The sequence below is a fragment of the Sphingomonas aerophila genome (assembly GCF_014199305.1).
Classification (GTDB): Bacteria; Pseudomonadota; Alphaproteobacteria; order Sphingomonadales; family Sphingomonadaceae; genus Sphingomonas; species Sphingomonas aerophila.
Genome location: NZ_JACIJK010000002.1, coordinates 299,101 through 312,638, shown reverse-complemented (window position 1 = coordinate 312,638; position 13,538 = coordinate 299,101). Strand labels below are relative to the sequence as shown.

General features: G+C 65.0%; 10 protein-coding genes. 8 read left to right on the top strand and 2 right to left on the bottom strand.

Going from position 1 to position 13,538, the window contains the following annotated elements; translation table 11 throughout:
* Positions 1-28: 28 nt before the first annotated feature.
* Together FHS94_RS04240 and FHS94_RS04235 are read left to right on the top strand one after the other, a co-directional pair.
* Positions 29-1,432 (top strand): nitronate monooxygenase, encoded by a 1,404-nt coding sequence (locus FHS94_RS04240; protein WP_184054992.1) that lies wholly within the window; start codon positions 29-31, stop codon positions 1,430-1,432.
* Positions 1,433-1,532: 100 nt separating this feature from the next.
* Entirely contained in the window at positions 1,533-1,835 is a 303-nt protein-coding gene (locus FHS94_RS04235) for a PilZ domain-containing protein (RefSeq protein ID WP_221234529.1), read from the top strand.
* A gap of 27 nt (positions 1,836-1,862) precedes the next feature.
* Here the strand turns inward: FHS94_RS04235 and FHS94_RS04230 are convergent, their stop codons facing one another.
* Positions 1,863-2,141, bottom strand: coding sequence for a hypothetical protein (locus tag FHS94_RS04230; protein ID WP_184054988.1), 279 nt, complete (start codon positions 2,139-2,141; stop codon positions 1,863-1,865).
* Between the two features lie 279 nt (positions 2,142-2,420).
* Between FHS94_RS04230 and FHS94_RS04225 the strand changes: the two genes are divergently transcribed.
* Positions 2,421-2,909: an SH3 domain-containing protein gene (locus FHS94_RS04225; protein WP_184054986.1), complete on the top strand. Its 489-nt coding sequence runs from the start codon at positions 2,421-2,423 to the stop codon at positions 2,907-2,909.
* Positions 2,910-2,951: 42 nt separating this feature from the next.
* Here the strand turns inward: FHS94_RS04225 and FHS94_RS04220 are convergent, their stop codons facing one another.
* Positions 2,952-4,142 (bottom strand): acetyl-CoA C-acyltransferase, encoded by a 1,191-nt coding sequence (locus FHS94_RS04220; RefSeq protein WP_184054984.1) that lies wholly within the window; start codon positions 4,140-4,142, stop codon positions 2,952-2,954.
* Between the two features lie 125 nt (positions 4,143-4,267).
* Between FHS94_RS04220 and FHS94_RS04215 the strand changes: the two genes are divergently transcribed.
* From FHS94_RS04215 to FHS94_RS04195, 5 genes are all read left to right on the top strand, one after another.
* Positions 4,268-5,041, top strand: coding sequence for a prepilin peptidase (locus FHS94_RS04215; RefSeq protein WP_184054982.1), 774 nt, complete (start codon positions 4,268-4,270; stop codon positions 5,039-5,041).
* Positions 5,038-5,454, top strand: coding sequence for a hypothetical protein (locus FHS94_RS04210; protein ID WP_184054980.1), 417 nt, complete (start codon positions 5,038-5,040; stop codon positions 5,452-5,454). Before FHS94_RS04215 ends, FHS94_RS04210 begins: the two co-directional genes overlap by 4 nt.
* Before the next feature lie 134 nt (positions 5,455-5,588).
* The gene (locus tag FHS94_RS04205) at positions 5,589-7,733 is read left to right on the top strand and encodes an autotransporter assembly complex protein TamA (protein ID WP_343055156.1); all 2,145 of its coding nucleotides are present in this window, start codon (positions 5,589-5,591) and stop codon (positions 7,731-7,733) included.
* Positions 7,733-11,980, top strand: a complete 4,248-nt coding sequence (locus FHS94_RS04200) for a translocation/assembly module TamB domain-containing protein (protein WP_184054976.1) — start codon at positions 7,733-7,735, stop codon at positions 11,978-11,980. Before FHS94_RS04205 ends, FHS94_RS04200 begins: the two co-directional genes overlap by 1 nt.
* A gap of 58 nt (positions 11,981-12,038) precedes the next feature.
* The gene (locus tag FHS94_RS04195; RefSeq protein WP_184054974.1) at positions 12,039-13,532 is read left to right on the top strand and encodes an NAD(P)-binding protein; all 1,494 of its coding nucleotides are present in this window, start codon (positions 12,039-12,041) and stop codon (positions 13,530-13,532) included.
* The last annotated feature ends 6 nt before the right edge of the window (positions 13,533-13,538 follow it).

Genomic DNA, 13,538 nt, shown 5'->3' with positions numbered 1-13,538 from the left:
AAGATTGCGTCCGAAAGGTGTTCATCTCGTGTTCAAAGGCCTGACTCCGATCCTATACAACGGCCGAGAGGTCTGGCCGCTGGTCGAAGGCGGAAAGGGTGTTGCGGCCACCAATCACGCATCGGCAGGCGCTTGGGCTGCGGCCGGGGGCATCGGCACTGTGTCGGCGGTCAACGCCGACAGCTATGATCCCGATGGCAAGATCATCCCGCAGGTGTACCGCGCGCTGACCCGGCGCGAGCGGCATGAAGAACTGGTGGAATACGCGATCGAGGGTGCGGTCCAGCAGGTCAAGCGTGCCTGGGACATTGCGGGGGGCAAGGGCGCCATCAACATCAACGTTTTGTGGGAAATGGGTGGCGCACAGCGCATCCTGCACGGCGTCCTCGAGCGGACCCGTGGGCTGGTCGCGGGCGTCACCTGCGGCGCGGGTATGCCATACAAGCTGAGCGAGATCGCCGCCTCCTACCAGGTCAACTATCTGCCCATCGTCAGTTCCGGCCGCGCTTTTCGTGCGCTGTGGAAGCGCGCCTATTCAAAGGCAGCCGATTGGCTCGCTGCGGTGGTGTACGAGGATCCGTGGCTGGCCGGCGGCCACAATGGCCTGTCCAATGCAGAGGATCCGCTTCGTCCTGAGGATCCATACCCGCGCGTGAAGGCGCTGCGTGAAACGATGCGCGAAGGCGGGATCCCCGATTCAACTCCGATCGTGATGGCGGGCGGTGTCTGGTACCTGCGCGACTGGAGCAACTGGATCGACAATCCCGAACTGGGCCAGATCGCTTTCCAGTATGGCACCCGTCCGTTGCTGACCCAGGAAAGTCCCATCCCGCAAGGGTGGAAAGATCAATTGATGAAGCTGGAAGAGGGCGACGTTCTGCTCCACCGCTTCAGTCCCACTGGCTTTTATTCGTCGGCAGTCCGCAATCCGTTCCTTCGTTCCTTGGAAGGTCGGTCGGAACGGCAGATTGCCTTTTCGACTCAGGAAGCGGGCGATCATGTCTTCCAGCTCGACGTGGGCGTGAAGGGCAAGAACTTCTGGGTCACCCGCAACGACCTGCTCAGGGCGCGCGAGTGGTTCGGCGCCGGATACCAGACCGCGCTCAAGACGCCCGACAATACGCTGGTGTTCGTCAGCCCTGAAGAGGCGAAGGAGATTCGCAAGGATCAGGCCGACTGCATGGGCTGCCTGTCGCAATGCCTGTTCTCCAGCTGGGCGGATACGGAAACGAACTCGACCGGCCGGCTGGCCGATCCGCGGTCGTTCTGCATCCAGAAGACGCTGCAGGACATCGCCCATGGCGGCGATACAGACGCCAACCTGATGTTTGCGGGCCACTCCGCCTTCAACTTCAAGCGCGATCCCTTCTACTCGAACGGATTCGTGCCGACGGTGAAGCAGCTGGTAGACCGAATTCTGACCGGCGACTGATCGGAAAGAGAAGTCAGGGTTTCCGCCTTGTTCACCCTCTGCCTTAGGGGGTGGGCAATCACGCAAGTGCCATCACGACAGCATGGGTGACTTATCCGCTATGCGGCTCGATGAAGAGCATCCGCAGCGCCGTACGGCGCGGCTGAAGCTGTTTGAGCCGGCGGAGATGAGGCACGGCACGCAGGTCCAGCGGGTTCACCTGCTCGACCTGTCGGTGGCGGGCGCCTTGTTACACACGACCGAGCCGCCGGAAGCTGGATCAACTGTGATGCTGGTCTGTCCGAAGTTTACTCGAATGGCCAAGGTTGCCTGGATCAAGGAGAGGCGCATCGGCCTTTCCTTCATTCGGACACTCGGGAAAGCGGAGCTTGCGGAGACGATCAGTCCGCCAGCCGCGCGTTGATTGCTTTACGCGCTCAGGCTGAAACGATCAGTTCACCCGGCGAAACAGGCGAGCGATTTGACTAAGCAGTGAAAGCTCCCGCCCTGTGTCAGCGGCGCATGGTGGCCCCTCTGATATCAAGCGGTCGTTGCCGTCCCGTTCATACGGCTGATGTGCAAGCTCCACCATCAAGGTGGTTATGCGTGGCTGAAGATCTTCCCCGTCAGGCGCAGGGAAGGTCGTGCGTAATGATCGCCCAACCGGATAAAGCTTGGACGCCTGATTGGCCTGTAATTCTTCCTCAGCGCTATCGTAGCCGTTGCTCATCGCTGCACCTCCGCTCCTCAACGGTGCAATGGCATCGTAGTTTCACCCAAACTTGATCCAGGTTCGAATTAAGTCATTCTTTCTGTCGTTTACTCATCACAACGACGGAACATCGTCGCATGGGCGGATCGGTTGCTGGCCATGGGTCGGGCGAGAGATGCCGCAGGGCGTCTAGCGGCGTCCAGGCGACCCCAGGACGGATTGCCTTACGAGGCGGCGTAAACGCGGTTGAATCGGACGGGCGCGCACGCGTAGGACGTTGGCAGCAGGAGTGTTTTGATGCGTAATGTCGCCCGCTTTGCCATGGGGGCAATCGCTGTTGCATTGATGGCGCAGCCCTTGGAGGCTGCCCCAGACAGGAAGCCGCCATTCTGGGGCTCGATTGCAGCCGGGCGCGCACGGATGCGGACGGGCCCCGCTCGCACCTATCCAGCGAGTTGGCTCTACCAGCGTGCTGATCTGCCGATCCGGGTGCTCAAGGTGTTCAAGGAATGGCGGCAGGTCGAGGATCCGGATGGCACGCAAGGCTGGATGCAGGGAAACCTGATCAGCGAGCGCCGTACCGCCATCGTCCGCGGCAGCGTGCCAGCAGAGATGCTTGAGCGGCCGTCTGCGGGGGCTCGCCTGTTGTGGCGCGCTGCGCCGGGTGTTGTCGGGCGGGTCAGCCAGTGCGGTGATGGCTGGTGCCGGCTCGACGTGAAGGGGCAGTCTGGCTTCGTCGAAACCAGCCATCTTTGGGGTGTGGAGCCGGGCGAAAACCTGCCCTGACAACGGCCGCGCCACGCCGACGGGCGCGGCCGTTGCCCAAGCTCAGCGGATCAGTTCAACGGCCATGGCGGTAGCCTCGCCGCCGCCAATGCACAGCGACGCCATGCCGCGCGTGCCGCCGGTAGTCTCCAGCGCCGACAACAGGGTTGCGAGCACGCGCGCGCCCGAAGCGCCGATCGGATGGCCAAGCGCGCAGGCGCCGCCATGAATGTTCAGCTTTTCCGGATCGATCGCGAGATCATGGATGGCAATCATGGACACCGCGGCGAATGCCTCGTTCACCTCCCACAGGTCGACCTCGTCCTTGGTCCAGCCTGCGCGTTCCAACGCCTTTTGCATCGCGAAGACCGGGGCCGTCGTGAAGCGGGCGGGCTCATGAGCATGGGCGGCGTGGGAGACGACGCGCGCGATCGGAGTCAGGCCCAAACGCTCCGCCACGGAGGCGCGGGTCATCACCAGCGCCGCGGCGCCATCAGAGATGGAAGACGCATTAGCCGCGGTGATCGTGCCTTCCTTTGAGAAAGCAGGCTTGAGCGTCGGGATCTTTGATATGTCACCACGTGCGGGCTGTTCGTCGAGCGTGATCGTGTCGCTACCCTTGCGGCTTCGCACCTCAACCGGCACGATCTCCCGCGCGAAGCTCCCGTCCTGCTGCGCCTTTTGCGCTCGCGTCAGGCTGCGGATGGCGAAGTCGTCCATCGCGCTGCGAGTGAATTGATATTCCTGCGCCACGTCCTCGGCGAAGTTGCCCATCAGCCGGCCTGGCTCATAGGCGTCCTCCAGCCCGTCCAGGTACATGTGATCGTAGAAGGTGTCGTGGCCAATCCGCGCGCCGCCGCGATGCTTCTTGGACAGAAAGGGCGCGTTGGTCATGCTCTCCATCCCGCCCGCGACCAGCAGGTCGACCGAGCCGGCGGCGAGCGCATCCGCGCCCATGATTGCTGCCTGCATGCCCGACCCGCACATCTTGTTGACCGTGGTCGCTTCGACATGCGTGCCGAGGCCCGCCCCGATTGCCGCCTGGCGCGCCGGAGCCTGGCCAAGGCCGGCGGACAGGACGCAGCCCATGTAGACTCGCTCTACCTGATCGGCGGAAACGCCGGCGCGTTCGACTGCGCCCTTTACGGCTGCGGCGCCCAATTCGGTCGCTGAAGCACCGCTAAGGCTGCCCTGGAACGAGCCCATCGGTGTGCGGGCATAGGAAACGATGACGATGGGATCGGCGGCGGGCATGGGACAGCTCCGAATGGTGGTCGGTCGCGATTTAGGACCATTCCCGACGCTTTACAAACCGCGGCTAGGTCGCGGTGCTTAGTCGGGTGACGAGCCTTGTGCGGTCGCTTAGAGCTGGACCTGTGATGCTTGGAACTGATCTTGACGGCCAGACCGGCTTATGGGCCGCGGGCCTGGGCGTCCTGGGGGCGATCGTCGGTAGCTTCGTCGCGGCGCTGGTCCTGCGCTGGACGGCGGATCGGTCCGTTATACACGGACGTTCGGCTTGCGATAATTGCGGTCGAACGCTGGCCGCTATCGACTTGATACCGGTGCTGAGCTTTGTGGTGCTGCGTGGACGTTGCAGAACCTGCCACACTCCGATCGATCGCAGTCACTTGGCCATCGAACTGTTGGCGGTGACGATCGGCGTGGTTGCTGGCTTGACGTCACCTGGCCCCACGGGCGCAGCGGGGGCCGTGTTCGGCTGGCTCTTGCTAGGGCTTGGCGCGCTTGATCTGGCCGCATTCTGGTTGCCGGACCGGCTGACAGCAACGCTTGCAGCGGGCGGCCTCATAAGTGGCTTCGCAGGACTCGCGCCCGATCTGGAGGAGCGGCTGTGGGGCGGCATCGCCGGCTTTGGCGTGCTTTGGCTCGTGGGCGAGGGATACCGCCGCTTTCGCGGGCGTGAAGGACTCGGCGGAGGGGATCCAAAGCTGCTGGGCGCGATCGGATTGTGGCTCGGCTGGCGACTGCTCCCTGCGGTGCTGTTGATCGCGAGCCTTTTCGGCCTGGGGGTGGTCATGGGTGCGGCGCTCCGCGGGCGACCAATGGCGCGCGATGTCGCCCTGCCGTTCGGCGTATTCCTGGCTGCGGCGGCTTACCCCGCCTGGGTGGTGATGATAGGCTTTGCGGCATGACCTTCCTGGCTCTCGCGCTTCTTCAGGCTGTTCCGGCGCTTGGTGCCATCGGCCCCCAAGCCATGCCGGCCACCGGCTGCGCCGCCTTTCTCTGGCAGACGGCGCCGACCCCACCGCAATTGATCGCGATGGCAGGTGCAACCCCGGCGACGCTGCGGGTGACGCTGGACGACAGGCCCATGATCCTGGCTCGGACGGCAGCGCGCGGCGACGCGCGGTTCGGCCTGCCGGCAGGTACTGATTATGCGGGCAACGACATCACGGCGACGCTCGAGCTGACGATCACGGAAGCCAGCGACCTGTCCGACGGGGCGCGGGTTCCTGCGGGAACGCTGACGGTAGCCAGGAAGGGAAGCGACACGGTGGTGCTGCCAGTCGCGGGGCTGATCGGATGCAGGGCGGCAAGGCGCTGAAGATGCAGGAACAAGGAACTTTTTGACGGCTTGACCGCTATGTTAACGAGTGGAGTTGAGCCGATCACGGACAGTTCCGCCTGGGGGGTTGATTTCGTTTGACTGGTTTTCACCGCCGCCATCACTGGTTAGCCGTGGCGCTGCTTGCCCAAGCGCCGGCCTTTGCACAGCTTCAGCAGCCCGGTGTTGCGCCCGCGCAGGGCCCTGATGCTCCCCGCCCGGCCGCTCCCCCGACGCCCGGCTCGAGCCCTGCGCAGGCTGACGAGAACGCACCGATTGTTCCTGACAGCGAGTTCACATCAGCGCTGCCACCCCTGACCAACGACCTGAATGCCCCGCTGGAGCCGCTGCCGGCGCAAGCGCCAACTGCGCCCGCGACCCAAGCGATCCCAACGCCCCAAGGCGAGGGCGTCGCGACGCCCGACACTTCGCTCGCGCCGATCGGCCCAGAGGACCCGCAGCTCGCGCAGCCGCTTACGCCCCTTGGCACCTTCAACTCCGTGCCGCTTGAAACGGCAGAGACGCAGGACAAGGACGCGCCCGACATCCGTTATACGGTGGAGGTGACAGGGCTCGACAAGCTGGGCCTGGACGACGAATTCAAGTCGCTGTCGTCGCTTAAAGAGGGTGGGGGCAAGGCGGCAAACGCGACGCAGGTCGCTGCCCGAGCAAGCGAGGACGAGCGTCTTGCCGTCCGGCTGATGCACAGCCTGGGCTATTACGACGCGACCGCCACGTCGCGGACTGAGCAGAACCCGGCCAACTCGGGACGACTGCGTGCAATCATCGCGGCTTCACCCGGTCGATTGTACCATCTCTCGTCCGTCACCGTGCAGGCTGGCCCGACCGTGCCAGAAGATTTGGTCCGGCGCGAACTGCCGTTGAAGGTGGGCGATCCGATCGAGGCGGCGCGGATTCAGGGCGCAGAAGCGAATGTCAGCCTTCAACTGCCTCGGCGTGGCTATCCCTTCGCCAAGGTCGGCGAGCGCGACATCCTGCTGGAAGATCAGTCCCCTGACGCGGTCGGCGCCTATACCCTGCCGGTCGACACCGGCCCGCGTTCCAGCTTTGGGCAACTGACCACGGTGGGCGACCCGGTATTCGGCCTCGATCATCTGAACGTTTTCCCCCGCTTCAAGTCGGGCCAGCTTTATAACAGCCAGTTGACCGACGACCTGCGCGATGCCCTGGTCGGGACCGGGTTGTTCAACGGCGTTTCGGTCGAGCCGCAGCGGACCGGACGCCCCGGCCCGGATGGGACGGAGCAGGTCGATCTGCTCATTCGCCAGACCAAGGGGCCTGCGCGCAGTCTGGCAGGCGAAGGAGGCTATTCGACCGGACAGGGATTGCGGCTCACCGGCAGCTGGACCCATCGAAACCTGTTCCCGCCCGAAGGGGCGCTGATCGCGTCAGTCGTAGCGGGTACGCAGGAACAGGGCGTGTCCGGCACCTTCCGCCGATCCAATGCGGGGCGGCGCGACCGGACCTTCACTGCGATCGCCTCTGCTGACCATTCGAATTACGATGCATTCAATGCCTTTACCGGCACCTTGTCCGTGCGCTGGAGCTATGACTCCACGCCGATCTGGCAGAAGCGCTTCACCTACTATTATGGCGCGGAGTTGGTCGGCACCAACGAGAGCGTCTTTGATTTCGGCCGCGGTGAACGGGTGCGGCGGACCTATGGTATCGCGGCTTTGCCTGGGCAGGTGCAGTTCGACACATCGGACAATCTGCTCAATCCCACAAAGGGTTACCGGCTGAAGCTGAACCTGTCTCCAGAGTCGGCGGTGGGTGGCGGCGGCTTCCGCCCCTACGCCCGCACGATGGTGGAAGGCACCTACTACTACGGCGTCAGTCCCAGCCTGGTGATCGCCGGCCGGGCGCGCGCCGGATCAATCGTCGGGATCTCGCGCGACAATCTGGCGCCCTCCCGACGCTATTATGGCGGCGGTGGCGGGTCGGTTCGCGGCTATGGCTTCCAGCGTCTCGGGCCGTTCGATCCGAATGGCGATCCGGTCGGCGGGCGCAGCGTCAACGAGTTCTCGCTCGAGGCCCGATACCGGTTCGGCAACTTCGGCATCGTGCCCTTCCTTGACGCGGGCAACAGCTATGAATCGAGCTTACCAAAGGGTTCGGACCTACGCTTCGGCGCGGGTATAGGCGGGCGTTTCTACACCAATTTTGGGCCTTTACGCCTGGATGTCGCGACACCGTTGAACAAGCGTGAGGGCGACGGCCGGATCGCGCTCTACATCTCCATCGGGCAGGCATTCTGATGGCGATCGAGCCGGCAGGTAACGTGAACGCGAACGAAACCACCATCGTCATCGAGCGACGGCCGTTGTGGCAGCGCATCCTGAAATGGAGTGCGATGGCGCTAATTGGCCTGGTGCTGCTGCTTGCCGCCGTGTTGTTCGGGATCAATACCGACCCGGGTCGTCGCTTCGTCGCGGACCAGATTGGCGGTTACAACACCGCGTCAGGCCTGAATATCAAGGTCGGTCGGATCGATGGGTCGCTTTATGGGCGCATGATCCTGTCGAATGTGCGGGTGTCCGATCCCAAGGGCGTGTTCCTGTCGTCGCCTCGCTTGTCGGTCGACTGGCGGCCATTTGCCTTCTCACGCAACCATGTTGACGTGCGGGAACTCGACACGCCACTGGTCCAGCTTGATCGCAAGCCCGAGTTGAAGGCTACGCCGCCATCGCCTGAGAACGCGCCGCTGCTGCCCGACATCGACATCGACGTGAACAGGTTGCGCGTCGGCCGGCTTGTCGTCGGCCCGGCGGTGACGGGTCAGCGGCACGTCGTAACGATTGCCGGCGCTGTCCACATTGCCGACCGACGTGCTCAGATTGATGCGGATGCAACGGCTCTGATCGGGGCGGGCATCAAGGGTGGCGATCGGCTGCGGCTCAAGTTGGACGCCGTACCTGATGCGAACCGCCTCGCTGCTACCGTCCGTCTGACTGGCCCAACGGGTGGCGTCATTTCAACGCTGGCCGGGTTCAAAGCGCCGTTTGCGCTATCGGTCGACGGCCGCGGCGACTGGAAGGCGTGGCAGGGACGCGCGATTGCCACGTTGGGCGGCGGGCAGCTCGCCAACCTCGGCCTGACCGCACGCAGCGGCCATCTTCAGGTTCGTGGCTTCACCAAGCCGGGCCTGTACCTGGAAGGGCCGGTCGAGCGGTTGACGTCACCACAGTTGGACGTGGCGATCGACTCCACGCTTCAGGATCGCACGGCCGACACGCGGCTGACGTTGCGGTCGTCGGCGCTGGCGGTGGATGCCGGCGGTCTGCTTGATCTGGCCAACAGCCGCTTCGGAAACTTCGCCGTCGACGCGCGGTTGCTGACGCCCGGCGCGATCCTGCCCAATTTGCGCGGGCGCGACGTCGCGGCGCGAGTGGTGCTCGACGGTGCATTCCAGACCCCGACCGTCAACTACAAGCTGCGCGGTGGCCTCATCGGCTTTGGCACTACGTCAGTCGAGAACGTCTATGCCGAAGGGCTGGCGCGGGTGAATGCTGACCGCATCCTGGTACCCGTGCATGCGCGCGCGCGGCGTATCGTGGGGCTGAACGCGGCGATCGGCGGGCTGGCCACCAACGTCCGGATCGACGGTGACCTGGCGTTGTCCTTGCCCCAGATCCTGTCGGACAATTTGCGCATCCGTTCGGACCGGATCGACGCAACAGCGATCATTGCCGCCAACATGCAGACCGGCCGATACACGGGCGCGCTGAAGGGGCGGATCAATAACTACCGCGTTGAGTCGATCGGCATCATCAATCTACAGACCGATGCGAAGCTGGTGCCCGGACCCAATGGGGGCTTCGGGATCACCGGCCGGGTTGTTGCCCGAACCTCTCAGCTGTTCAACGCTGGCGCGCGTAACTTCCTGGGTGGAAACGCGATCGTTCGTGCTGACATCGGTTACAGCCCCGAAGGCGTGGTGACCTTTTCCGGCCTGAAGCTGAGTGCACCCAAGTTCCGGATCACCAGCGGCAGTGGCCGCTATGATCCGGCATCCGGCGCAGTCCTGGTCAACGCCGACGCGTATTCCAGCCAGTACGGGCCGGTCAGCGCCCGTATAACGGGCAGCCAGACCGCGCCGGTGGTCGTCATCCGTGCAGCCCGGCCGGGCCTCGGCGTGGGGCTGGCGAATGTGCAGGCGCGCATTGTCGGACGGGGTGGCGCCTATGCGGTGACCGCGAGCGGGGCCACCAACTACGGGCCGTTTACGGCTGACGTGCTGGTCCGTCCGGGAAATCAGCTGGCCATCGATGTACGCCGGGTGGTGTTCGCGGGCATCGCGGCGAACGGGCGACTGGAGCAGACCGCGGCCGGACCGCTCGCGGGTACGTTGCAGTTCGCCGGGCAGGGCCTGTCCGGCACCGCGCGCCTTGCTTCACAGGGCGGCTATCAGCGTGCCGATGTGGCGGCGCGGGCGTTCAACTACACGGCGCCCGGGCCGATCGATTTCACGATCGGTCGCGCGATCGTCAACGCCAGTGTCGTGCTCCTCCCATCCGCTCCACAGGTCGTTGCGGATGCGCAGGTGGCGGACACCCGATATGGCCCGACGGTAATCGAGGCGGCGCGGGTCAAGGTGAACTATGTCGGGGGTCGCGGCACGGCGCAGGCGCTGTTGACGGGGTCGAATGGCGTCCCCTTCCGGGTCGCGGTCAATGCCCGGCTTGCGCCAAACGACTATCTGGTGGCGGCGCAGGGTCAGGCGAACGGAGTACCATTCCGCACCGTCAACCCGGCGCGGATCACGGGCGCGGCTGGTGGCTATCGTCTCGCTCCGACGCGCATCGACTTCGGCGGCGCAAATGGCGGATCGGCGCGGGTCGCGGGCAGCTTCGGCCGGGCAACCCAGATCCAGGCACGGCTGGACCGAATGGACCTGAGCTTTGTGTCCGCGTTCATGCCGGGGCTGGGCTTGTCGGGTAAGGTAACGGGCAGCCTCGACTATACGCAGGCGAGTGGCGCGAGCGTGCCGACGGCGAACCTTCGGGCCACGGTGACCGGTTTTCAGCGGACCAGCCTGGCTGCCGTCTCCGATCCGGTCGACGTGGTTGTCGCGGGCCGGCTTGATCCGTCTGGTGCCGAGGCGCGCGCGTTGATCCGGCGCGGGCCGACGGCGATCGGGCGGTTGCTGGCGACGATGCGGCCGCTGGGCGGCGGCGCGTCCTGGACGACTCGCCTGCTGAATGCGCCGGTGGGCGGAGGCATCCGTTACAATGGGCCGTCCTCGGTTCTGTTCAGCTTTGCCGGGCTGGCCCAGCAGCAATTGTCTGGACCGATAGCGATCGGCGCCGATTTCTCGGGGACCGGCTCCGCTCCACGGCTCAACGGCCTGATCCGGGCCGACAACCTGACCTATGACAACGAGACCTACGGGACGCGTCTGTCGCGGATGCGGGTTGCCGCACGGTTCAACAACGACCGGCTTGAGCTCACGACGCTTCAGGCACGCGCGGGCGATGGGACGGTGCAGGCCCAGGGTTCGGTCGGGCTCGCGGCGGCGGCGGGCTTCCCGATCGACCTTACCGCGACGCTCAACAATGCACGGCTGGCGGAAAGCGATGCGCTGGCGGCGACCACCACCGGGCGCATCCACCTGACCAATGGGCCGAACGGCGGGTTGATCCAGGGTGACCTGCAGATTCCCGAAGCGCGCTATCAGATCATCCGTCAAGGCGCGGCCGAAGTGCCCGAGCTGACGGGGATCCGTCGCCGCAGCCAGATCCGTGTGGCACGCCCGACCGATAGGCCGGCGCCCGCTGCGCCACCGGGCCTATTCAAGCTCGACATCCGGGTTCGCGCACCGAACCAGTTGTTCGTGTCGGGCATGGGACTCGAGTCAGAATGGGAGGCGGACCTGCGCGTGGGCGGCACCAGCGCGGCGCCGCAAATCTCGGGTGGGCTCGACTTGGTGCGGGGCACGTACAGCTTCGCGGGCAAGCGGTTCGAGGTGAACCGTGGGCAGATCCGCTTCCGTGGCGGGGCGCTGACCGATCCGGATATCAACATCCAGGCGACCACCACGACCAACGGCATCACGGCGGTCATCAACATCACCGGCACGGGTCAGCGACCGCAGATCGCCTTCACCTCCACGCCACCGCTGGCGCAGGACGAGGTGTTGAGCCGCCTGCTGTTCGGGACCAACCCGGAGAACCTGTCTGCGACGGAGGCGATCCAGCTTGCGAGTGCGCTGAACTCGCTTCGCGGGTCGGGCGGCGGAGGGCTTAATCCGCTTGGGAAGCTGCGTTCGGCGACGGGCTTTGACCGGCTGCGCATCCTGGGTGCGGACGAGGCGAGCGGCCGCGGAACGGCTCTGGCCGCTGGCAAGTACATCACCGACAACATCTATGTGGAGGTGGTGACCGATGCGCGGGGCTTCACGGCGACCCAGCTCGAGATTGCGTTGAGCAAGGCGTTGAGCGTGCTGACCTCCACCGGGTCGTTCGGTGGGTCGGACGTGCGGCTGCGCTATTCGAAGGATTATTGAGGCCATCCGGCCGCCTGTGAGCGACCGATCACCAAGCGCGTTGCATCAGGGAAGACCGGTGGCCGAGCATGTGGACGTCATCATCGTGGGTGCGGGGCTGTCCGGGATCGGGCAGGCCCGCCACCTGCAACGGGACTGCCCCGATCGCAGCTTTCTGATCCTGGAGAGCCGTGAAGCGATCGGGGGCACCTGGGACCTGTTCCGGTATCCCGGCGTCCGTTCGGACTCCGACATGCATACCTTGGGCTACAGCTTTCGGCCGTGGACCGGTGGCGCATCCTTTGCAGATGGCACCTCGATCCGAACCTATATCGCCGACGCGGCGCGGGAGGGCGGGCTCGACGCCCTGATACGGTTCGGCGTCCATGTCGAAGCCGCAGCCTGGTCGACCGACGACACGCGATGGACGGTGACGGCGAGGCGGGCCGATGGTGAACGGATCACCTTTACCTGCGGCTGGCTGTGCATGTGCTCGGGATACTACAATTACGCCCGCGGGCACGCGCCCGACTTTCCCGGCGCAGAGGAGTTTGGCGGACTCATCGTCCATCCGCAGTTCTGGCCGGCGGACCTCGACTATGGCGGAAAGCGCGTGGTCGTGATCGGCAGCGGCGCGACGGCGGTGACGCTGGTGCCGGCCATGGCGAAGCAGGCGACGAGCGTGACCATGCTCCAGCGCTCGCCCACCTATGTCGTGGCGCTGCCCGGGGAGGACAGGGTCGGACAATGGCTTGGGCGGTGGCTGCCCAAGGCGGCGGCACGGCGCTTAACCCGGTGGAAGAACATCCTCCTCAGCATGATCTTCTACCGTCTCGCCCGCGCACGTCCCGAGGCCATCAAACGACGTATGATCAAGGGCGTTCGCGACCAACTTGGCGCAGGTTATGACGTCGAGACACATTTCACGCCTCGCTATGCACCATGGGACCAGCGGGTCTGTGTGGTCCCCGATGCAGACCTGTTCGCTGCCATCAAGGAGGGGCGGGCCGAGGTGGTCACCGACACCGTGGAGCGGTTCACCACGTCGGGGCTTCGGTTGGGATCGGGTCGCGAGCTGCAGGCGGACGTGGTCGTCACCGCCACGGGGCTCGAGATCCAGTTGCTCGGCGATGTTCAGTTCACGCTGGATGGAGCGCCAATCGAACTCTCTCGATCGGTACAGTATAAGGGGCTGATGTTTTCGGACGTGCCAAACCTGTCCTTCACGTTTGGCTATACCAACGCATCCTGGACGCTGAAGGCCGATCTGGTCGCGCGCTACGTCTGCCGCCTGTTGAACACGATGCGGCGCCGGGGCGTGCGTCAGGCGACGCCCCACCTTGGCGATCCGGAAATGGAACGCTTGCCCGCGGTGGACTTCTCGTCGGGGTACATCCAGCGCGCGCAAGGCAAGCTGCCGCAACAAGGGGCCAAGCGGCCGTGGCGACTGCACCAGAATTATGCGCTGGATCTGGCCACGTTGCGGTTCGGGTCCGTAGACAACGAGATGGTTTTTTTCGAATCCGGTCGCGAACGACCTCGCGCGGCGCGCCGGGGGGGGGGGGCGCGGTGACGAATG